Here is a 21,123-nt window from a genome sequence, read left to right as displayed (position 1 = left end):
GCGGCCGCCGTCGAAGCGGCGCTGAGCGGGCCTGAGCAGCGAGGATCGGAACCATGGCAAAGCTCGACAGGACGCTGATCCGCAGCTTCGACCTCTTCCAGGCGATGGGCGACGCCGACCTCGACGCCATCCTCGCGACGGCGGAATCGCGCCTCGTCCCCAAGGGCGAGGCCGTGTTCGAGCAGGGCCAGCCGGCGGGAGAGTTCTTCGTGCTCCTGAACGGGCGCCTGAAGGTCATCCAGGTGACGCCGGACGGGCAGCAGATCGTGGTGCGCTTCGTCAGCCCGGGCGAGGTCTACGGCGTGGCGGTCGCGCTCGGACGGCCCGATTACCCGGGCACGGCCGTCGCGGTCGCGGAGAGCCTGACGCTCGCCTGGGCGTCGCAGCACTGGGACCTGCTCGTGGCCCGCGCCCCCCGGCTCGCGGTCAACACGCTGCAGACCGTCGGCACCCGGCTCCAGGAGGCGCATACGCGCATCCGCGAGATGGCGACGGAGGAGGTGGAGCGCCGGGTCGCCCATGCCGTGCTGCGCCTCGTGGAGCAGGCGGGCCGGAAGACGGACGGCGGCGTCCTCATCGACTTTCCCGTCTCGCGCCAGGACATCGCCGAGATGACCGGGACGACCCTCCACACGGTCAGCCGGATCCTCAGCGCCTGGGAAAGCAAGGGCCTCGTCGAGGGCGGCCGGCAGCGCATCCTCGTCCGCCAGCCGCACCAGCTCTTCCTGCTCGCGGAGCGCGGCGAACGGGCCTGACGCGCCGCGTCAGCCGCGGCTGACCTTCGCCGCGAAGACGTAGCCCACGCCGCGCACCGACTTGATGAGCGCCGGGCTCTGCGAATCGGGCTCGATCTTCTTGCGCAAGCGCGCGATCTGCGTGTCGATCGCGCGGTCGTAGGCGTTCCATTCGCGCCCGCGCGTGAGATCCATGAGGCGGTCGCGGTCGAGCACGCGGCCCGGATTGCGGACGAAGGCGCAGAGCAGCGAGAACTCGCCGGTCGTGAGCGGCACCTCCTCGCCGGCGGGATCGACCAGCTGCCGCCGCACCAGGTCGAGCGTCCAGCCTTCGAACGTGAACTGCTCCTCGGGGCGCTCCTCCTCCGCCGGCTTCGGCGCCGGGACGTCCTTCAGGCGCCGCAGCACGCTCTTCACGCGCGCCAGCACCTCGCGCAGATGGAAGGGCTTGGTGATGTAGTCGTCGGCGCCGATCTCCAGCCCCACGATGCGGTCCACGACATCGCCGCGGCCGGTGATGATGATGACGCCCGCCTTGCTCAGGCCGCGCAGGTCGCGCGCGAGCGTCAGCCCGTCCTCGTCCGGCAGGCCGAGATCGAGGAGGACCAGGTCGACGACGTGCTCCTCCAGATAGCTGCGCATCGCGGCACCGCCCTGCGCGCCGCCGACGCGAAAGCCCTCGTCGCCGAAATAGCGCGTGAGCATCTGCCGGATGCGCGGGTCGTCGTCGACGACCAGGATGTGCGGCCGTTCCTCTTGTGCTTCAGCCATTCCTCGTCCGCCCGCCCCCCGGGCTTGTAACACTCTGTCACGAACTAGCACGCTTTGTCGGGTCGACTGGCAATCGCGTGTGACACGGCCCGTGTTGATTGCGTGTGTCCGACGAACCGGAGACACGCCGATGACGACGAATATTTCCGCTCTGCCCGCCAGAGGCAATGCGACCGACCGCGCCTCCGGACTCCGGACGCTCTTCATGACTCAGAAGACGGAGACGGTCCATGCCGGCGAGGCGCTCGTCTGGCAGGGCGACGCCGCCGACGACGTCTTCGAGATCGTCGAGGGCGCGATGCGCATCTGCCGCATTCTCCCCGACGGCCGCCGCGCCATCCTGCGCTTCGTGTTCGCCGGCGAGGTGATCGGGCTGACCGAAGGCGAGGAATTCTCCTTCACGGCGGAGGCCATCACGACCGTCGCGGTGCGCCGCATGCGGCGCAGCCGGTTCGAGGCCGCGGTCGACGCCGACCCTGCGCTGCGGCGCGAGCATGTCGCCCTGATCTGCCAGGAGCTGACGGCCGCCCAGGAGCAGATGGTGCTGCTCGGACGCAAGAGCGCGGAAGAGCGGGTGGCGAGCTTCCTCGTCGCGATGATGCGCCGCGCCGGCCTCGACGACCGCTCGTGCGCGGCCTTCGATCTGCCGATGACCCGGCTCGACATGGCGGACTATCTCGGCCTGACCATCGAGACCGTGAGCCGCATCATGTCGAAGCTGTCCCGCAGCGGCGTCATCGCCGCGCAGGGCCGGCATCAGATCCGCGGCCGCAACGCCGCCGGCCTTCTCGCCATCGCCGCCGACGAATCCGCGCCGCGCGCGCTCGAGCGGCGCGCCGCCTGACGCGCCTAGCCGGCAGCCGCGCACGCGGCCGCCGCCTCGACCAGGCCGTCGAGCGTCTCCGCGAGGCGCGGCGGGCCGCCGAAGCGGACCCCGAGCGCCTCGAGCCCCGGGCAGGCCATCGTCACGGCCGGCGGCGCGCTGCGCGGCGGCACCGCCAGTTCCCTGCCGAGCCTCGCGGCGAGCATTTCCACGAGATCGGCATGGTCGACGACCATGTCGCTGCAATTGAAGGCGCGGCCGGCTATGCGCTCCGGCGCGGCCGTGGCGATCCGCCAGACCGCATCGGCGACGTCGCTGCCGTGCACTTCCGTCGCCGAGCGCGGTGGGAGCATCGCGCCGCCGGCGAGCGCCGCCGCGACGAGCGCGAACCATTTCGACCGTTCGACGGGCGCGATGAGCCCGTAGACGCCGGTTGGGCGGATCGCCGCGACGGGCCATCCCTCGCCGCGCCCGTAGGCCGAGACCACCGCCTCGAGCCCGGCCTTCACCGCGCCGTAATGCGTGTCCGGCATCAGGACGGCCTCGTCGCCGAGCTGGCCGGGCGGCCGGCGGTCGCCGAGCGCCGCCCGGCTGGAGAGGACGACCGCGCGCCCGACGCCCGACGCCCTGGCGGCCCCAAGCAGCCTTATGCTGCCGACGAGATTGGCCTCCTGGAATGCCGCAAGGTCATCGCCCTCGCCGCCCCTGTACCGGCTCGGAACGTGCTCCAGCGCACAGTGCACGAGGAGATCGCAGCCCGCCACGAGGCGCCTCATGGCGGGCTCGTCGCGGAGATCCCCGCGCAGCCACTCGGCCTCGGGGAAGAGGTCGGGGGGCGCGTCGCCGCGATGCCAGGCGCGCACATGCACGCCTTCGGCGAGGAGGCGCGCCGTCACGAACTGGCCGACATAGCCGGTCGCGCCGGTGACGGCTGCGATCACGCGCTCAGGTCCCGCCCCGTCTTGACCGGCCGCACGGGAAGGTCGTCGGGCGGGGGGGCGCCGTCGTGGAGCCGCCACCAGAGGTCGATCACCGGTTGCAGCAGATGCCGCTTCGGGTTCGCCTCCGCCCAGGGCTTCTCGTACTGGTAATGGACCACCCGGATGGCCTTCCACACCCACAGATCGGGAAGGTTGAAATAGACGTACTGCATTGTGTTGAAGGTGTAGGGCAGCTTGTGCCAGTCCGGAAAGAAGGCTTCGAGGAAGGTCTGGTCGGTGCGCCGCCAGAATATGCCCGGCCGGTCCAGGTAATCGATGAGCCTGTCATAGGTGGCGAGGCTCGGCTTTGCGACGAAGACGCCGGAATTCAGCCGATGGAAGTCGGCGAGTTCCTGGTAGAGGTTCGGCGCGCCGGCGAACTCGGGAAAGCCGAACAGCGTATCGATCGGCTTCACCACCACCGAATCGGCGTCGAGGAAGACGATCGTGTCGTATTCCTCGCGCTTCCAGAGCTCCAGCTTGCAGAAATTGTCGATCGGATCGTGGAAGGCCGGCTTGTTGCCCTTGTTGAAAGGGGCAGCGCGGTGGAGCGCCTCCCGGCTGTGCCGCTCGCGGAACGCGTCGGACAGGACCGGCTGCGCGACCGGGACGATGCGCGCGCCCTCCGCCGCGAGTTCGTCGAGCCGCTCCGCGCCCGGCGTGGCGAGGACGACGAAGTCGGCCTCGGTCTTCGTGTGCTTCAGCGAGCGGGCGAGCGCGAGCGCGCCCATGCCGTATTCGGCGTTCGTCACCAGGGTGGCGAAGGCGACGCCCGCGCGCCGGCGCGTCGCCGGGCGATGCCCGGCCGAACCGTGGTCCGGGGTGTCGTTCACGAAAGCCCCTCTGCGTTCATCCGGTCGTGGACGCGGCACACCATAGCGCGATCGCCGGCCCGGCGCGACGCGGGCGACGCGGCGTCACTCGGCGGGCGGGGCAAGCCGGGTCCGCACGTCCGGGGGAAGCTCGAGCACGGCGTCGATCGTCGTGCTCTGGACGAGCGATTGCAGCGCCGCCACCTCCTGGCGGATCTCGGCGAAGCGGTGGTCGATGGCGGCGCGATCGGGGCTCGGCTCCGCCGCCAGCCCGTTGATCTCGCGGCGGAGCGCCCGCAGGCGCGAAATGTGCCCCTCCGCCTCGCCTTCGACCGCGGCGAGGCGGGCGACGATGCGGTCGACGCTCGCCTCCGGCAGGCGCTCGGCGAAGGAGCGCAGCTCGAGCCGGAGCGGCCGGGACACCCGATGGGTGTCGTCGGCCGAGCGGAAGTAGCTCGTCGCAAGGATCCCGGCGAGCACGCCGTTGAGCGCCAGCGAAGCCGTCAGGACGACGAGCGGCCAGTTGATGCGCGTCCTCGACACCAGCCGCTCCGCCATCATCGCAGGTCGACCTCGTCCGGGCCGAAGACGAGGGAGTCGAGCAGGACGATCTCGGTCCCGCGCGGCGCCGGCGGGGCGATGGCGAGGTCGAGCACGCCGCCGACCACGAGGCCGGCCACGACCGCCGCGGCCGCGACAGGCCAGCGCAGCCGGCGCGTCGTCGCGGCGAGCGCATTCGCCCGCAGCCGCGCGACCGCCGCAGACCGGGTGATGGACCGGTCGCACGCCGCCCGGGTCGCATCGAGACGGCCGTCGAGGTCCCGCCAGGCTTCCCATTCGGCGCGGAGGGCGGGATCGCAAGCGAGCGCCGCATCGGCCTCCCGCGCGAGCCGCTCGTCGGGCCAGCGGGAGAGGTCGGCGCCGAAGCGCTCGAGCGCCTCGGAAAGGTCCGGACGGAGGTCGCGGGTCGTCATGACGCGCCCTCCCCGGCTCCGCCCTCCGGCGGGGAAAGCAGATCGCGCAGGCGGCGGCGCCCCCGCGCGAGGAGGGACTCGAACGCGTGCTCGCCGATCTCCATCACCTCGGCGGCTTCGGCCTGCCCAAGGTCCTGGAAGTGGTAGAGAAGGATGGCGGTCCGCTGCCGCTCGGGCAGGCAGGCGAGCGCCTGCTGGACGCCCGCGACGGCCTCGGCCCGCAGGATGGCGGCATCGGGCGAGGCCGCATCCTCGTCGGGCAGGTCCTCTGCCGCGGCGACATCCACGAAGCTGCGGCGCCGGCGCAGGCGGTCGACGGCCCCGTTATAGACGACGCGATGCAGCCAGGTCGACAGCCGTGCCTCCGCCCGCCAGCGCGGCGCGGCGCGCCACAGGCTGAGCATGGCGTCCTGCACGACGTCCTCGGCCTCCGCCTCGCTGCCGAGCAGCATCCTGGCGAAGCGGAGCAGGGCCGGGCCATGCAGGTCGATGAGACAGGCAAATGCGGCCTCGTCTCCGGCCGCGACGGCCTTCAGGCGCGCTGCATCGTCCGAGGCGTCCACCCGCTTCCTTTCCACCGCTCGTCCAGACCGCGCAAGCCGGCGACTATAGGCCGGCCGCAGCCGACGGGAATGCCGCAATGCGCCGCCATCCACCGGAGCGGCGCGGCCGAGCGCCCGCCGCACGCCGGCGACGGCGGGTGCGGGGAACCGGGGCCATGCGACCGCCGCCGTCATTCCGCCGCCTCCCGGAACGCCGGCGATCCGGCTGGCGCCAGGGCTTCGTCGGCCTCGGAGCGCAGCACCACCTCGCCGGAGCCGAGCGCGTGGCCGAGTTCCGCCTCGAGCCGGTCGGCTTCGGCCGAGCGCGGCTTGGAGAGGCCGGCGAGGAGCTGATAGGCGACCGGCGTGACGAACAGCGTCACGAAGGTGGCGAGCCCCAGCCCGCCGACGACGATCCAACCGAGCGCATGCCGCGCCTCGGCGCCGGCGCCGGAGGAGAGGACGAGCGGCACGCCGCCGAGCACGGTGGCGATCATGGTCATCACGACGGGCCGCAGGCGGATCCGGCAGCCTTCGCGGATGGCCGCGTGGACGCCCATTCCGCTTTCGCGCAGCTGGTTGGCGAACTCCACGATCAGGATGCCGTTCTTGGCCATGATGCCGACCAGCATCACGAGCCCGATCTGGCTGTAGATGTTGAGCGAACCGCCCGTGAGCACCATCGCGTAGATCGCCGCCGCGAGCCCGAACGGCACCGTAACCATGATGATGACGGCGCTGACGAAGCTCTCGAACTGGGCGGCGAGAACGAGGAGCACGACCAGGAGCGCAAAGGCGAAGGTGATCGCCATGCCACTCGACGTCTCGTCGAGCGCCGCCGCCTCGCCCATGAAGCGGATGCCCATCTCTGCCGGCAGCCGCTCGCGGGCGAGCGTCTCGACGGCGGCCATCGCCGAGCGGAGGTCCTGGCCTTCGGCAAGCGTGCCGACGAGCGGCACGGCCCGCCGCTGACCCTCGCGCGGCAGGTTCGGCGCGACGGCCGATTCGCGCACGCTGACGAAGGAGGAGAGCGGGACCATGCGCCCGCCGCCCGTGCGCACGAAGATGCCCTCCAGATCGGACGGATCGTTGATCGTGCCGTCCGGCGCCTCGACCCGGACCGGAATGGCGTCGCCGCCGACATAGAACTCGCCCATTTCGCGGCCCTCGAGCAGCGTCGCGAGCGTGGTGCCGAGCGAATCGACCGGGATGCCGAGATCGGCGGCGCGCTCGCGGTCGATGTCGAGCGAGAGCTGGGCCTGCGTGGTGTCGTAGGACAGGCGCGCCGTGTCGAAGGCCGGCAGGTCCTCCATCGCCAGGCGGAACGCCTCGGCCGCTTCCGCCAGCGCGTCGTAGTCGATGCCGGTGATCGCGAACTGCAGGCCCTGGCCGCCGCCGCGGATGCCGAGGCTGTTCGGCGAGCGCGCGAAGACCTGGACGCCGGGGATGTTCTGAAGCCGCCCGTTCAGCTCGCGCATGATCTCCTGCTGGCTGCGCTCGCGCGCCTTCCAGTCGGCGAGCGTCAGGACCACGAAGCCGGAATTGGTGTTGCCCCCCATGCCGGCGATCAGGAACATGTTGGTAGCCTCGCCGGCCTCGATGACGGGCAGCGCGGCCTCCTCCACGGCCCGGAGTTGGCTGTCCATGTAGTCGATCGTCACGCCCTGCGGCCCGCTGATGGAGATCGGCACGAAGCCGCGGTCCTCGCTCGGTGTGAGCTCCTCGGGAAGCGCGGCATAGGCCACGACGGCGCCGGCGGCGAAGAGGCCCGCAATGACGAGCACCACCAGCGGCGCGGCGAGCGCGGCGTCGAGGGTGCGCCGGTAGGCCGCCTCGCCCCACCCGCCGAGCGCCTCCATCATCCGCATCAGCGGGTTGCGGCTCGGCCCGTCGGCATGGAGCCCGGAAGGCATGAGCCGCGAGGTCAGCATCGGGCAGAGCGTCAGCGCGACGAAGCCGGACAGCGTCACCGCGAAGGCCATGACGAAGCCGAACTCCGAGAACAGGCGGCCGGCCGTGCCCTGGAAGAACGAGATCGGGATGAAGACGGCCGCGAGCGTGACCGTGGTGGAAACCACGGCGAAGAACACCTGCTTCGCCCCGAGCACCGCGGCCGCGCGCGGCCCCATGCCCATGCGGCGGTGCCGTTCGATGTTCTCCAGCACCACGATGGCATCGTCGACGACGAGCCCGGTGGCGAGCACGAAGGCGAGCAGCGTCAGGATGTTGATCGAGAAGCCCGCCAGATAGATCGCGGCCACCGTCCCGAGCAGCGCGATCGGCACCGTCACCGCCGGCACGATGGTCAGCCGGAGCGAGCGCAGGAACAGGAAGATGATGGCGATGACGATGACGATCGCCTCGCTGAGCGCCCGGACGACGGCATTCAGAGCGCCGCCGATGAAGGTCGCGTCGTTCGAGGTGATGCGGATGGAGACGCCCTCGGGCAGCGCCGCGTTGAGCTGCGCCACGGCCTCCTTCACGCCGTCCGAGATGTCGAGCGTGTTCGACTGGGCCTGCCGGATGATGCCGAGGCCGAGGCCGGTCTGGCCGTTGATGCGCAACACGCTCGAACGGTCGGCAGGGCCGAAGAAGACGTCCGCCACGTCGCCGACCCGGGTGCTGCGGTCGATGCGGATCGCCTCGACCTCCTCCGCGCTCGTGACGCTCGCATCGGCGCGCACCAGCAGCGAATGGTCTGCGCCGGTGAGGTTGCCGGCCGGCGCGTCGAGCGCCACGGTCGCGAGCGCGCTCGACAGGTCGGAGACGGCGAGCCCGCGCATGGCGAGCGCCTCGGGGTCGATGAGGACGCGGACGAGCGGCTCGCGCGCGCCGTAGGTGGAGACCTGCGCCACGCCCTCGACCGCCGAGAGCCGGTCGACGACGGTGTCCTCCACGAGCTTCGACAGATCCTCGATCCGCATGTCGGAGGCCGTCACGGCCAGCCGCATGATCGGGTCGGAATCGTCGTCGGCCTTCACGATCGAGAGGTCCTCGACCTGCTCCGGCAGCCTGCGCTGCACGTCGCCGACCGCGTCGCGGAGATCGTTCGCGGCCACGTTGATGTCCACGGAACTGTCGAACTCGACGACGATGCGGCTGCGGCCGGTGCGGCTGGTGGAGGAGATGTTCTTCACGCCGGGGACGCGCGCGGCCGCGCCTTCGAGGAGGCTCGTCACCTGCGTGTCGATCGATTCCGGCGAGGCGCCCTCGTAACTGGCCGTGATCGTGATCACCGGCCGGTCGACGTTCGGGAGCTCGCGGATCTCGACGCCGTTGAGGGCGGCAAGGCCCGCCACGATGATGAGGAGGTTGACGACGATCGTGAGCACGGGCCGGCGCACGCAGAGCGCCGACACGCCCTTGGTCGCCTCGATGATCCGTTCGCGGACGCTCTGGAGCCTGTCGCGCATGGCCGCCCCCTCAGCCCGGCGCCCGCTCGGCCGGCCGGCTCGCCGGCACCGGCGCATCCGAGCCGTGGGCGGTCGCGTCCTCGTCCGGCGCGGCGCGCGACGACGCCGGCGCGACGCGGCGGACGACGGCAACCTCCGCCCCATTCCGCAGGCGCTGGACGCCCTCGACCACCAGCAGATCCTCGGGCTCCACCTCCGCCTTCACCACGACGGTGTCGCTGCGGCGGCTGAGGATGGCGACGGGCACGCGCTCCACCTTCTCCCCGGCGAGGCGCCAGACGAACGAACCCTGCCGATCCCACTGGACGGACAGCGCGGGGACGGCCACCCGCTTCTCGCCTTCGAGCGCGATCGCGATGGCGACCGCCATTCCGGGCTTGATGCGACCCCCGCGGTTCTCGATCTCGGCTTCCATTCGGAGCGTGCGGGTCGCCGGGTCGATGCGGCTGTCCACCGCGGTGACGGCCCCGCCGAAGACTTCGCCGGGCAGCGCCCGGGCCGTGCCGCTGACCGCCGTGCCCCTGCCGATCCGGCCCGAGAAGCGTTCCGGGACCTCGAAGGAGATGACGATGCGCGACAGGTCGTCCAGCGTGGCGAGTTCGCTGCTCGTGGTCACGAGATCGCCGACGGAGACGTCGCTGAGGCCGGCCACGCCGCCGAACGGCGCCCGGATCGTGCGCTTGCGCTCCTCCAGTTCGGCGGTGCGAAGCTCGATCTCGGCGACCCTGACCGCGATCTCCGCATCCTGGAGGGCGACCTCGGAGATGTTCCTGGACTTGGCGAGCTGCTGGGCGCGGCTCAGCGCCGACTTCGCCTGCTCGAGCGCGATGCGGGCGCGCTCGACCGCGATCTCCTGGGTGCTCCGGTCGAGCTCGACCAGGACCTCGCCCTCGTCGACGGGCTCGCCGGGGCGAAAGAGGACCTTCTGCACGATGCCGGTGACTTCCGGCACGATCGTCACCGAACGGCCGGCCTTGGCGCTGCCGAGCGCGGTCACCTTCTCGCCGCCGCCGTCGAGCTCCGCCGCCGCGACCACCACGGGCGGTGCGCCGCCCGGGCCGCCGGGGCCCCTGCGCGGTGCACTCGCCTGAGACGCGGCGGAGGGCGCGCCGGCGGGGCTGGACTGCTCACCGGGCGTGACCGACGACAGCGCGGTGCGGATCGGCTCCACCGCCTCGGGGTTCGTCCACGCGTACCAGCCCGCCGCCGCGGCGGCGAGGATGATGAGCGAGAGGGCGAGCTGCTTCCATGCCGACATGAGCGGGGGCGGATCCTTGACGCTGCGAACCCCTTCAACGGCCGAGCCTTGCCGATCCGTCGAGGACAAAGAATGACATTTTCGTCATGTTGCACGAGTCCGCGGGAAATGCAGCAGAGCGCCGCGCACGCCATTGCCACGGGCGGAGCCGCGGCCTAACGACCTGCCCGTGACGCTGAAGGAACGCACCGCCGCCATTTCGCTGGCAGCCAGCCTGCTGCTGGCCATCGTGAAGCTCGGCCTCGGCCTCGCGATCGGCAGCCTGGCGCTGGTGACGGACGCGCTTCATTCCGCGACCGACTTCCTCGCCACGACGATCACCCTGCTCGCCGTCCGCTGGGGCGACCGCCCGCCCGACGAGTCCCACCCCTACGGGCACGCCAAGTTCGAGAGCGTGGCGGCGCTCGGCGAGGCGACCCTCCTGCTGCTCCTCGCCGGCGGCGTCACGGTGGAAGCCGTGCGCCGGCTCAGGGCGGATCACGACGTCCCGGACATCTCGTTCCTGCCGGTCGCCGTGCTCCTGGTCGAGATCGCCATCAACACCTGGCGCGCGCGGGCGCTGCTGAAGGTCGGGCGCGAGACGAAGAGCCCCGCGCTCCAGGCCGACGCGCTGCATTTCGCCTCGGACGTCTACAGCTCGCTGGCGGTCCTCGCCGGATTCGGCCTGATCGTGCTCGGCTTCGACTGGGGCGATTCCGCCGCGACGCTCGCCGTGGCGGCGCTCATCGCGATCCTCGCGCTGCGCCTCCTGCGCCGGACGGTGGACGAGCTGGTCGACAGCGCGCCGGCCGGCGTGGCCCGCACGCTCGAGGCGCGCACGCTCGCGCAGCCGGGCGTGGTGGGCGTCGAGTTCGTGCGGCTGCGGGCGGCGGGCGCGCAGCATTTCGTCGACATCGGCATCCAGGTCGCGCGCTCGCTGAACGTCGAGGAGGCCGCGGCCGTGAAGGAGCGCGTCGTGGCGACGGCGTGCGACCTGCTCGGGAAGGCCGAGGTCCTGGTGCAGTCGGTGCCGGTCTCGCCGAGCGACGAGACGATCCACGACCGCGTGCTGCTGGTGGCGCTGCGCGAGCGCGTGGCGGTCCACCACGTCACCGTCCACCATGTCGGCGACGCGCTGGCGATCGCCGTCGACGTCGAGGTCGACGGCCGGCTCTCGCTCGCCGAGGCGCATGCGGTCGCCGACCGGCTGGAGGATGCCATCCAGGCGGAGTTCGGCGAGGGCACCGAGATCGAGACCCATATCGAGCCGCTCGCCCCGGAGGTGCACGAGGCCGAACCCGGCTCGGAAGCGCTGCGCGCCGCCTTCGAGGCCGCGCTGCACGAAGCGGCCAACGCGAGCGAGGGCGTTTCGGAGATCCACAACGTGCGCCTGCGCCGGGCGCACAACGGGTACGTGCTGGTCGCGCATTGCCGGCTCGACCCGCACTGGACGGTGGACGAGGTGCACCGCCGCGTCGATGATCTCGAGCGGACCGTGCGCGAACGCAGGCCGGAGATCGCGCGGATCATCATCCACGCCGAGCCGCGCGGCGGGCCGGACGCGTCCTCCGACTGACGCCCGGTCGAGGAGCTCAGGCCGACAGCGCGCCCTTCAGGAAGGCGACGGTGCGGGACCAGGCGAGGTCCGCGGCGGCCTGATCGTAGCGCGCGGCGGAGGTGTCGTTGTTGAAGGCGTGGTTCGCGCCTTCGTAGACGTGGATCTCGTGCTCCACGCCCGCCGCCTTCAGCGCCTCCTCGTATTCGGGAATGCCGGCATTGATGCGCTCGTCGAGGCCGGCATAGTGGAGCAGCATGCGCGCCTTGATCCGCCCCGCCTCCGATGGATCGGGCGTGCGGCCGTAATAGGCGACGCCGGCGTCGAGCGCGTCGGAATGGATGGCGGTCTGGTTGACCATCGCCCCGCCCCAGCAGAAGCCGACCGCGCCGACCCGGCCGTTCGAGCGGTCGTGGCTCGCGAGGAACCCGACGGTCGCGACCGAATTGGCGACGGTCTGCGGCTGATCGAGGGCGGAGATCATCTCGCGCGCCCTGTCCTCGTCCTCGGGCGTGCCGCCGGCCGGCGCAAGGAAGTCGGGGGCGAGCGCGAGGAAGCCTTCCAGCGCGAGGCGGCGCGCGACGTCCCTGATGTGCCCGTTGAGGCCGCGATTCTCGTGGATGACGACGACGGCGGGAAGATCGCCCTGCGCGTCCGCCGGGGCGACCAGATAGCCGCTCATGGTGACGCCGTCGGCGCCGGGCCAGGTGATCGTCTCGGCCGCGACTCGGGCATCGTCGTCCGGGACGATTGCGGCGCGCGCCTGGTTCGCCTCGAGCAGCGGCACGATGGCATAGGCGGCCGCGGAGCCGCCGGCGACCGCCGCCAGCTTCTCGATGAAGCCGCGGCGGTCGAGGGTCAGGTGCGTGTATTCGTCGTAGAGGCGGATCATCTCCTGCGAGATCTTCGGCTTGTCGTTCACCGCTTTTCCTCCCGGCTTGCATGGCTTGGTGCCGGCGAGGATGGCGGCCTGCCACGCCCTCCGCAAATCACGCCGCCGACACGGATCAGTGAAGGCAGGAGCGCCGCGGCCGTTCGGCGATGTCCTGCACCACCGTGCGCGGCACCCGCATGAGCTTCAGGTTCTGCTCCGCCATCGCCTCGGCATAGGCGACGACCGGATGGATCGCGGCCTCGTGGCCATCCGGATCGATCAGCTGCCGCATCGCGTAGGCCAGGCAGTCAACATCCGCATTCTGGCTGGCGGAGAGCATGGCGAGCACGAAGCACTCGTCGCGGCAGATCTGCGGACAGGCGCCGGGGAAGCAGCGGACCGGGCATTGCGCATGGTCGCGCACCATGCTGACGAAGGTCGCCAGCCGCTCCACGAGGGCGCGCGCGGCCGGCACGCCGAGCGAACCGGCATGGAGGTTCCAGACCTCCTCCCAATGGCGCAGGTCGCCCGAGCAATAGCCGGCCATCCAGCCTCGGAAGCCCATCAGCACGAGCCGTTCCGGCACCCGGTCGAACAGCGCGACGGGGCGCTCGGAGAACTGCGAACCCGCCATCGGTCAGACGGCTCCCGGCCAGCGGGACCCAAGGGGAACCCGCCCGGTCCTCCGGGTCGACAGGATTCTCCGCGGCCGCGCCGCAGGCTCGCAACACACCATCGGATGCCTCCAAGGAAAGGGTTCAAGGCCCTGACATCAAAGGGGCGACGGCCGGAGGCCGCCGCGGTCGCGAAGTGTCCCCGAGCTCGAGCTCAAGTCAACAATTATGTTCTAGATTAGTTCTAAACTGGCCGCGGCTCCGCCGCGCCGCCTCAGCCGGACCTGCGCCTGAAGAGGGTGTTGTAGAAATCGAAGGCGGCCATGAGAACGCCGATCGCGCAGACGACCACGAGCGGCAGCAGCGGCACCTTCCAGACCAGGACGCCGAGGAACGCGCACAGGCCGAGGATGCCGACCAATGCGAAGATCCGGTCCATCATGACGAAGCTCCCATTGCGACCCCCTCACCGGCCTCCTGCGAGAGCCGCTCGACGAGCCAGTTCGCGGTGCGCAGCAAGCGCCCGTCATGGCCGCGGCGGCCGACGAGCTGGACGCCCATCGGCATTCCGTCCGGCCCTGCGAGAAGCGGCAGGGTGACCGCGGGCACCCCGCAATAGGTCCAGATCGTACAGAATGCGGGGCTGCCCGTCGATTGCAGCCCCTGCGGCGCTTCTCCCGGCGCCGCGGGGGTGACGATCGCGTCGAAGCGGTCAAACACCTGCTCGAGCAGCGCGTTCAGGAGTTCGATCCGGTCGATCGCCTCGGCGTAGTCGGTGGCCAGCACGGTGCGGCCTTCCTCGATCATGCCGCGCAGGCGCTCGCTGATCCGCTCCCATCCGCGCTCGGTGTAGCGGGCGTAGTTGCGGGCGATGTCGGCGAGCATGAGCGCGCCGTGCAGCCGGTGCGCCTCCGCAAAGGGCGCCGCGAGGTCGATCTCCACGATGTCGTCGCCGAGTTCGGCGCAGAGCTCCGCGAATGCGTCCGCCGTCCCGGGCTCCGCCTGATTCCAGACCGGGCCCTTCACGAAGGCGAGCGACGGCCGCACCGGCGGCCGGCTCGCTGCGAACTGCGAGAGGGCCGGCGGGGCAGCGAGCCTCGTCGCGCGGTCGCGCGGGTCGTGGCCGGCCACCGCGTCGCAGATCAGCGCTGCATCGGCGACGGAGCGCGCGAACACGCCGACGGCGTCGAGGATCGGCGACTGGACGAGGGCGCCGGCGCGCGAGATCATCCCGCGGCTCGGCTTGAAGCCGACGACGCCGCAGAACGCGGCGGGGCGGATGACGGACCCGTTGGTCTGCGTCCCGACGGCGAGCGGGACCATGCGCGCGGCCACCGCCGCCGCCGAGCCGGACGACGAGCCGCCGGGCGTCCGCTCCGGATCGTGGGGATTGCGCGTCGGGCCGGGCGAGTAGACGGCGAGCTCGGTCGTGACCGTCTTGCCGAGGATCACCGCGCCGGCCGCGCGAAGCCTCGCGACGACGGTCGCGTCCTCCTGAGGCCGGCGACCGGAATCGAGCACGGTGCCGTTCTCCGTCGGCATGTCGGCGGTGTCGATGATGTCCTTGATCCCGACCGGCACGCCGTGGAGCGCGCCGAGCGGCTGCCCGGTGGCGCGGTAGCGGTCGAGGAACTCCGCCTGCTTCAGCGCGTGATCGCGGTCGAGATGCGCGAAGGCGCACACCGCCGGCTCGCGCTCGCCGATCCGCTCGAGACAGGCCTCGACCAGCTCGACGGCGCGGATCTCGCCGCGCCCGATGCGGGCGCGCGCTTCCGAAGCGTCGAGGTCGGCGAGGGCGGCCTTCGCGGCCGGCCTTCTGCGGTCAGCGGCCATAGACAAGCGACGGCAGCCAATAGACCGTGGCGGGGAACACGTAGAGGATCACCATCGAGAAGATCACGAGGCCGAGATAGGGCATGCAGCCCTTGAAGATCTGCACGAGCTGCACGTGCGGTGGAGCTATCCCCTTGAGGTAGTAGGCCGACATCGCCATCGGCGGGGACAGGAACGAGGTCTGCAGGTTGAGCGCGATCAGGATGCCGAAGAAGAGCGGGTCGATGCCGAAATGGGCGACCAGCGGCAGGAAGATCGGCACGAAGATGATGATGATCTCCGACCATTCGAGCGGCCAGCCGAGCAGGAAGATGATGAGCTGCGCGATGATCAGGAACTGCAGCGGCGTGATGTCCATGCCGGTGACGAATTCCTTGATGAGGTGCTCGCCGCCGAGATAGGAGAACACGGACGCGAAGGTCCACGAGCCGACGAAGAGCCAGCAGACCATGGCCGAGGTGCGGACCGTCAGATAGACCGATTCCTGCAGCCGCTGCCAGGTGAGCGCGCGATACGCGGCGGCGAGGATGAGGCCGCCGAGCGCGCCGATGGCGGCGGCTTCCGAAGGCGTCGCCAGCCCGAACAGGATCGCGCCGAGCACCGACAGGATGAGCAGCGCGAGCGGGAAGAACGAGGTCAGCAGCATCATGAAGATCTGCCCGCCCGAGATCCCGGCCGTCTCCTCCTCCGAGATGGGCGGAGCGAGCTTCGGGTTCCGCCAGGCACGGAACACGACGTAGACCAGATAGAGCCCGGCGAGCATGAAGCCCGGGATCAGGGCACCGGCATAGAGGCGGACGATCGAGACGCCGGAGGTGGCGGCGTAGACGATCAGCATGATGGACGGCGGGATCAGGATGCCGAGCGTGCCGCCGGCGCAGATCACGCCTGCGGCGAAGCTCGTGTCGTAGCGGGCCCTCAGCATGGCCGGGAAGGCGAGGAGGCCCATGAGCGTGACGACCGCGCCGACGATGCCGGTCGCGGTGGCGAAGAGCGCGCAGGTGACGAGCGCGGCCACGGCGAGCGAGCCGGGCACCCGGCGGGAGGCGAGCTGCAGCGTGCTGAACAGCCGGCTGACGATGTTCGCGCGCTCGACCACGTAGCCCATGAACAGGAAGAGCGGCACCGCGGTCAGCACATCGTTCGCCATGACCGAATAGGTCTGGTTCACCAGGAGGTCGAAGACGCGGTTGTTGAGGAGCGCGCCGATCCAGGCGAACCAGTCCCCGAGGCTGCCGGGCTCGCTGTCGCCGAGCAGGCGCATGTAGATGCGGTTGGCGATCGCGGCGTCGTAATAGGCGTAGTAGCCGAAGCCCACCCCGAGCGCCATCAGCGTGAAGGCGATCGGAAAGCCGAGCATGATGATGAAGATGAAGATCCCCAGCATCATGATCGCGACCTGAGGATCTGTCATCGGGCAGGCCTCCGGCGCGGATCCGCGACAGGATCGTCGGGAAGGATGTCGGGAATTTCGACGTCGATCGCCTCGCCGCCATGGCCGAGGCGCTCACGCATGCCCTTCTCCAGCAGGAGCTTCTCGAGCTCCTGCACGTCCTGCGCATGGGGCGGCCACTCGCCGCTCCTGATGCAGATCACGCACCGGAAGACCTGCGCGATACCCTGCAGGAAGAGCAGAGCGCCGGCGACGACGATCACCGACTTGAACTGGAAGATCGGTATCCCGACCGGGCTCATGCTGCTGACTTCGAGATAGCGCCACGACCGCGAGGCATACTTCCAGCCCGCCACCATGAAGGCGATCACGCCGGGGAAGAAGAAGAGGAAATAGAGGACGAGCTCCACGGTCGCCTGCACGCGCGGGCGCCAGAGCCGGTAGACGACGTCGGCGCGCACATGGCCGTCGCGCGAAAGCGTGTAGGCGCCGGCCATCATGAACAGCGTGCCGTAGAGGATGTAGGTGAGGTCGAAGGCCCACACCGTCGGCCGGTTCAGCACGTAGCGGACGAAGACCTCGTAGCTCACGCCCAGCGTCATGATCATGATGCACCAGGCGAACGCCTTGCCCACCCAGGCGGACAGCTTGTCTGCAAAATTGATGTACGTGAGCATCCAAGCCTCGGCGCAGCCACTGCCAGGACCGGGCGCGAGCGCCCGGTCCGCAATCGGTCCCGCGGATCAGAACGTGATCTTGCCGGGGAAGTAGTGGTTGTAGGCCAGCTTGTAGTCCGGCGCGTTCATGAGGTCGAAGAAGACCACGCGCTCGGTCCACTCCTTCTGGCTGTCCATGATCTTCTGGTTGATCGAATCCTGGCCGAGCTGCTCGATCAGCTTGTCCCAGGCGGTGAGCTGGGCCTCGAGCACGGAAGTCGGCGTGCGGACGACGTTCACGCCGCCCTCCTGCAGCTTCTGCAGGTCCGAGGAGTACTGGTCCATGGCGAGCACGTAGTTCGACGTGCTCGCGGCCTCGACGGCGTACTGGAGGATCGCCTGGAGGTCGGGATCGAGGCTCTCGAAGCGGTCGCGGTTGAAGATGAACTCGAAGCTCTCGCTCGCCTGGTGGTACGAGGACAGCATGTAGTTTTTGGCCACGTCCTGCGCGCCGAAGCGCATGTCGGAGGTCGGGTTGTTGAACTCGAAGGCGTCGATCACACCGCGCTCCATCGCCGGCACGATCTCGCCGCCGGGAAGCTGGGTGACGCTCAGGCCCATGCTCTGCATGAGATCGGCGGCCAGCCCGACGGTGCGGTACTTGAGGCCGTTCATGTCCTGGGCGGACTTGACCTCGTTCTTGAACCAGCCGAGCGGCTGGGCCGGCATCGGGAAGCCGAAGAAGCCCACGATGTTGAGCCCGAGCACGTCCTGCGTCAGCTCGCGGTAGAGATCCGCGCCGCCGCCAGCATAGTACCAGGCCAGCATGTGCGCCGCGCTGCCGCCGAACACCGGTCCGGTGCCGAAGAAGGAGGCCGCCTTGTGCTTGCCGTACCAGTACACCGCCACCGTGTGGGCGCAGTCGATGATGCCGTCATGGCAGGCGTCCTGCACCTGGAAGGCGCCGACGACGGCGCCGGCCGGCAAGAGGTCGATGCGCAGCCGGTCGCCCGACATCTTGGCGACGCGGTCGCAATATTGCTGCGCCATCTCCTGGAAGACGTCCGACGCGGGCCAGGAGCTCTGCATCTTCAGCACGATCGGCGACTGCGCGGTGACGACGGCCGGAGCGGCGAGCGTGCCCGCGGCGGCGCCGGCGGCGAGCGCGCCGCCCTTCAGGAACTTGCGGCGGGATACACTCTGTGCGGTGTCTGACTTCACGGTTTCCTCCCTCAGGATTTGACTGCCCCCGACCGGCCGTTGGACCGGCCTGTTCATGCCCGGTCCGAAAACCTGAGCCTTGAAAGCAAGGGATCGCCTAGAACAGGCGGTTTGGCAAGAGCGACGACTTCAACTCAAATGAGCAATCCGCGATAGCGGCTTGGCGCGGCGCGGCACCATTCGCCTTTCGTAGCAGTCGCCCTGCCCGTGCCGATCCGGCTCAGTGATAGAAGTGCTGGTCCTCGACCTTGCCGCGGAAGACCCAATAGGAATAGGCGGTGTAGACGAGGATGATCGGGATCAGGATCGCCGTCCCGACCAGCAGGAAGCCGAGCGAGGCGTCCGGCGCCGCCGCCTGCCAGATCGTGACGGCGCCCGGCACGATGAAGGGGTAGAAGCTGATCCCGAGGCCGAGCAGCGAGAGGAAGAAGAGCGCCAGCGCGAGCAGGAAGGGCGGCCGCTCCTGGCGCTTGCCGAGCGCGGCGAGGAGCGCCACCGCAATGCCGATCACGAGCAGCGGGACCGGGGCGAGCAGCGCGAGGTTCGGCCAGGCGAACCACCGCTCCGCGACGAAGGGGCTCATCAGCGGCGTCCACAGGCTCACCACGCCGACGAAGGCGACCACGACGAGCGTCAGCGGGCGGGCGAAGCGGAACATGCGCTCCTGCAACTCGCCGCTCGTCTTGAGCAGGAGCCAGCAGGCCCCGAGCAGCGCATAGCCGGCGACGAGGGCGAGCCCGGTCGTCACGCTGAACGGCGAGAGCCAGTCCCACCAGCCGCCGGCATAGCTCCGGCCGGCGGTCTCGACGCCCTGCAGGATGGTCCCGAGCACGATCCCCTGCATGAAGGCCGCGACGTAGGAGCCGAGAACGAAGCCGGCGGTCCAGACCGGCCGGTGCCGCGGGTCGCGGTGGCGGAACTCGAAGGCGACGCCGCGGAAGATGAGCGCGAGGAGCATCGCGATGAGCGGCGCGTAGACGGCCGGCATCAGGATCGCGTAGGCGAGCGGGAAGGCCGCCATCAGCCCGCCGCCGCCGAGCACCAGCCAGGTCTCGTTGCCGTCCCACACTGGCGCGATCGATCCTATCATCCGCTCGCGCTCCTCGCTGGTGGCGACGAAGGGCGACAGGATGCCGACGCCGAGATCGAAGCCGTCGAGCACGACATAGGCGTAGACCGCGAAGGCGAGGATGAAGACCCAGACGAGGGCGAGATCCATCGCGGCCGCCTCAGTCGACGCCGTGGGTGGCCTGGACGGGCGTGATGCCCGCGGCGCGCTCGGGGCCCCTGATCTCCTCCTCCACAGCGATCTCCGGCGGCGTGGAGAACAGGCGGAGGAGGTACCAGATGCCCGCGCCGAACACGACGAAGTAGACCGCGACGAAGGCGAGGAGCGAGGCGCCGACCGCCGGCGCGGCGATCGGCGACACGGAATCGACCGTCCGCAGCAGCCCGTAGACCGTGAAGGGCTGCCGGCCGACCTCGGTGGTGATCCAGCCGGCGATGATCGCGACGAGCCCGCTCGGCCCCATGACCAGGCACCAGCGGTGGAAGCGCGGGGCCGCGAAGAGCGTGTGCTGCCAGCGCAGGTAAAGGCTGACGAGGCCCGTCGCCAGCATCAGGAAACCGATGCCGACCATCACGCGGAACCCCCAGAACACGTAAGGAAGGTTCGGCCAGTCCTCCTTCGGCCAGTGCTTCAGCCCGTTGAGCCTGCCGTCGAGCTCGTGGGTGAGGATCAGGCTGCCGAGCTTCGGCACGGCGAGCGCATAGCGGGTCGTCTCCGCCTCGGCATCGGGCCAGCCGAACAGATAGAGCGGCGCGCCCGTCACCTCGGCCTCGAAATGACCCTCCATCGCCGCCACCTTCGCCGGCTGGTGCTCGAGCGTATTCAGCCCGTGCAGGTCGCCGGCGACGATCTGGATCGGCGCCACGAGCGCCGCCATCCACATCGCCATCGAGAACATCGTGCGGACCTCCGGGCTCGCGCGGCCGCGCAGAAGGTGGAAGGCCGCCACCGCCGCGACCACGAACGCGGTCGCGAGATAGGTGGCGATCACCATGTGCACGAGGCGGTAGGGCATCGAGGGGTTGAAGATGATCGCGAGCCAGTCCTCGGGCACGAACTGGCCGAACTCGTTGATGGCGTGCCCCTGCGGCGTCTGCATCCAGCTGTTCACGACCAGGATCCAGAAGGCGGAGATCAGCGCGCCTGCGGCGACCAGCAGCGTGGCGGCGAAATGGACGAGCTTCGGCACGCGCCCGATCCCGAACAGCATGATGCCGAGGAAGCCCGCCTCCATGAAGAAGGCGGTCAGAACCTCGTAGCCCATGAGCGGCCCGATCACAGGACCGGCGCGGTCGGAAAAGGCGCTCCAGTTCGTCCCGAACTGGTAGCTCATCACGATGCCCGAGACGACGCCCATGCCGAAGGCCACGGCGAAGATCCTGACCCAGTAGCGGAAGAGGCGCATGTAGGCCTCCCGCCCCGTGACGAGCCAGAGGCCCTCCAGCACCGCGAGGTAGCTCCCGAGCCCGATGCTGAGGGCGGGGAACAGGATGTGGAAGGCCATCGTGAAGGCGAACTGGATGCGGGCGAGAACCACAGCGTCGAAGCCGTCGAACATCCCCGTCGCTCCCGCGTGAAGGCGCACCGCGCGGGCATGATGGACGCCTCACCGCCGCCTGCCA

20 protein-coding genes are annotated in these 21,123 nt (G+C 70.2%); 3 read left to right on the top strand and 17 right to left on the bottom strand.

Going from position 1 to position 21,123, the window contains the following annotated elements:
* Positions 1-53 precede the first annotated feature (53 nt).
* Entirely contained in the window at positions 54-755 is a 702-nt protein-coding gene (locus tag ACUN0C_RS13025) for a Crp/Fnr family transcriptional regulator (RefSeq protein ID WP_445466811.1), read from the top strand.
* A gap of 9 nt (positions 756-764) precedes the next feature.
* Here ACUN0C_RS13025 and ACUN0C_RS13020 read toward each other — a convergent pair whose 3' ends face one another.
* On the bottom strand, positions 765-1,505 hold the full coding sequence (locus ACUN0C_RS13020; RefSeq protein ID WP_445466810.1) for a response regulator: 741 nt from the start codon (positions 1,503-1,505) through the stop codon (positions 765-767).
* A 205-nt stretch (positions 1,506-1,710) separates the two neighbouring features.
* Between ACUN0C_RS13020 and ACUN0C_RS13015 the strand changes: the two genes are divergently transcribed.
* The gene (locus ACUN0C_RS13015) at positions 1,711-2,349 is read left to right on the top strand and encodes a helix-turn-helix domain-containing protein (RefSeq protein WP_445466809.1); all 639 of its coding nucleotides are present in this window, start codon (positions 1,711-1,713) and stop codon (positions 2,347-2,349) included.
* 5 nt (positions 2,350-2,354) lie between these two features.
* Here the strand turns inward: ACUN0C_RS13015 and ACUN0C_RS13010 are convergent, their stop codons facing one another.
* The 7 genes from ACUN0C_RS13010 to ACUN0C_RS12980 all read right to left on the bottom strand — a co-directional run bounded on the left by ACUN0C_RS13010 (position 2,355) and on the right by ACUN0C_RS12980 (position 10,307).
* Entirely contained in the window at positions 2,355-3,269 is a 915-nt protein-coding gene (locus tag ACUN0C_RS13010) for an NAD-dependent epimerase/dehydratase family protein (protein ID WP_445466808.1), read from the bottom strand.
* Positions 3,266-4,141 (bottom strand): glycosyltransferase, encoded by an 876-nt coding sequence (locus tag ACUN0C_RS13005; protein WP_445466807.1) that lies wholly within the window; start codon positions 4,139-4,141, stop codon positions 3,266-3,268. The genes ACUN0C_RS13010 and ACUN0C_RS13005 overlap by 4 nt, the downstream gene beginning before the upstream one ends.
* Before the next feature lie 84 nt (positions 4,142-4,225).
* Entirely contained in the window at positions 4,226-4,663 is a 438-nt protein-coding gene (locus ACUN0C_RS13000) for a periplasmic heavy metal sensor (protein ID WP_445466806.1), read from the bottom strand.
* A gap of 14 nt (positions 4,664-4,677) precedes the next feature.
* Positions 4,678-5,094: a hypothetical protein gene (locus tag ACUN0C_RS12995; protein ID WP_445466805.1), complete on the bottom strand. Its 417-nt coding sequence runs from the start codon at positions 5,092-5,094 to the stop codon at positions 4,678-4,680.
* Positions 5,091-5,672, bottom strand: coding sequence for a sigma-70 family RNA polymerase sigma factor (locus ACUN0C_RS12990; protein WP_445466804.1), 582 nt, complete (start codon positions 5,670-5,672; stop codon positions 5,091-5,093). Before ACUN0C_RS12990 ends, ACUN0C_RS12995 begins: the two co-directional genes overlap by 4 nt.
* Positions 5,673-5,827: 155 nt before the next feature.
* Positions 5,828-9,049 carry an efflux RND transporter permease subunit gene (locus ACUN0C_RS12985; RefSeq protein ID WP_445466803.1) on the bottom strand — a complete coding sequence of 1,074 codons (3,222 nt, stop codon included), beginning with the start codon at positions 9,047-9,049 and terminating at the stop codon, positions 5,828-5,830.
* A gap of 10 nt (positions 9,050-9,059) precedes the next feature.
* On the bottom strand, positions 9,060-10,307 hold the full coding sequence (locus tag ACUN0C_RS12980; protein ID WP_445466802.1) for an efflux RND transporter periplasmic adaptor subunit: 1,248 nt from the start codon (positions 10,305-10,307) through the stop codon (positions 9,060-9,062).
* A gap of 169 nt (positions 10,308-10,476) precedes the next feature.
* Here ACUN0C_RS12980 and ACUN0C_RS12975 point away from each other — a divergent pair, with 169 nt between their 5' ends.
* On the top strand, positions 10,477-11,862 hold the full coding sequence (locus ACUN0C_RS12975; RefSeq protein ID WP_445466801.1) for a cation-efflux pump: 1,386 nt from the start codon (positions 10,477-10,479) through the stop codon (positions 11,860-11,862).
* A gap of 16 nt (positions 11,863-11,878) precedes the next feature.
* Here ACUN0C_RS12975 and ACUN0C_RS12970 read toward each other — a convergent pair whose 3' ends face one another.
* The 9 genes from ACUN0C_RS12970 to ACUN0C_RS12930 form a co-directional block, all read right to left on the bottom strand.
* Complete coding sequence (locus ACUN0C_RS12970) at positions 11,879-12,763, bottom strand: dienelactone hydrolase family protein (RefSeq protein ID WP_445466800.1); 885 nt, start codon at positions 12,761-12,763, stop codon at positions 11,879-11,881.
* A gap of 85 nt (positions 12,764-12,848) precedes the next feature.
* On the bottom strand, positions 12,849-13,349 hold the full coding sequence (locus ACUN0C_RS12965) for a hypothetical protein (protein ID WP_445466799.1): 501 nt from the start codon (positions 13,347-13,349) through the stop codon (positions 12,849-12,851).
* Positions 13,350-13,603: 254 nt separating this feature from the next.
* Positions 13,604-13,771 carry a hypothetical protein gene (locus ACUN0C_RS12960; protein WP_445466798.1) on the bottom strand — a complete coding sequence of 56 codons (168 nt, stop codon included), beginning with the start codon at positions 13,769-13,771 and terminating at the stop codon, positions 13,604-13,606.
* Positions 13,768-15,162: an amidase gene (locus ACUN0C_RS12955; protein WP_445466797.1), complete on the bottom strand. Its 1,395-nt coding sequence runs from the start codon at positions 15,160-15,162 to the stop codon at positions 13,768-13,770. The genes ACUN0C_RS12960 and ACUN0C_RS12955 overlap by 4 nt, the downstream gene beginning before the upstream one ends.
* A complete protein-coding gene (locus ACUN0C_RS12950) occupies positions 15,152-16,576 on the bottom strand; it encodes a TRAP transporter large permease (RefSeq protein ID WP_445466796.1) in 1,425 nt (474 codons plus the stop codon). Before ACUN0C_RS12950 ends, ACUN0C_RS12955 begins: the two co-directional genes overlap by 11 nt.
* Positions 16,573-17,232 (bottom strand): TRAP transporter small permease subunit, encoded by a 660-nt coding sequence (locus tag ACUN0C_RS12945; protein WP_445466795.1) that lies wholly within the window; start codon positions 17,230-17,232, stop codon positions 16,573-16,575. The genes ACUN0C_RS12950 and ACUN0C_RS12945 overlap by 4 nt, the downstream gene beginning before the upstream one ends.
* Positions 17,233-17,298: 66 nt before the next feature.
* Positions 17,299-18,432 carry a TRAP transporter substrate-binding protein gene (locus ACUN0C_RS12940; RefSeq protein WP_445466794.1) on the bottom strand — a complete coding sequence of 378 codons (1,134 nt, stop codon included), beginning with the start codon at positions 18,430-18,432 and terminating at the stop codon, positions 17,299-17,301.
* 220 nt (positions 18,433-18,652) lie between these two features.
* On the bottom strand, positions 18,653-19,651 hold the full coding sequence (gene cydB / locus ACUN0C_RS12935; protein WP_445466793.1) for a cytochrome d ubiquinol oxidase subunit II: 999 nt from the start codon (positions 19,649-19,651) through the stop codon (positions 18,653-18,655).
* Positions 19,652-19,661: 10 nt separating this feature from the next.
* The gene (locus ACUN0C_RS12930) at positions 19,662-21,059 is read right to left on the bottom strand and encodes a cytochrome ubiquinol oxidase subunit I (protein WP_445466792.1); all 1,398 of its coding nucleotides are present in this window, start codon (positions 21,057-21,059) and stop codon (positions 19,662-19,664) included.
* Positions 21,060-21,123: the final 64 nt, after the last annotated feature.

The sequence above is a fragment of the Faunimonas sp. B44 genome (genome assembly GCF_052655945.1).
This window is presented reverse-complemented; position numbering and strand designations above follow the sequence as displayed.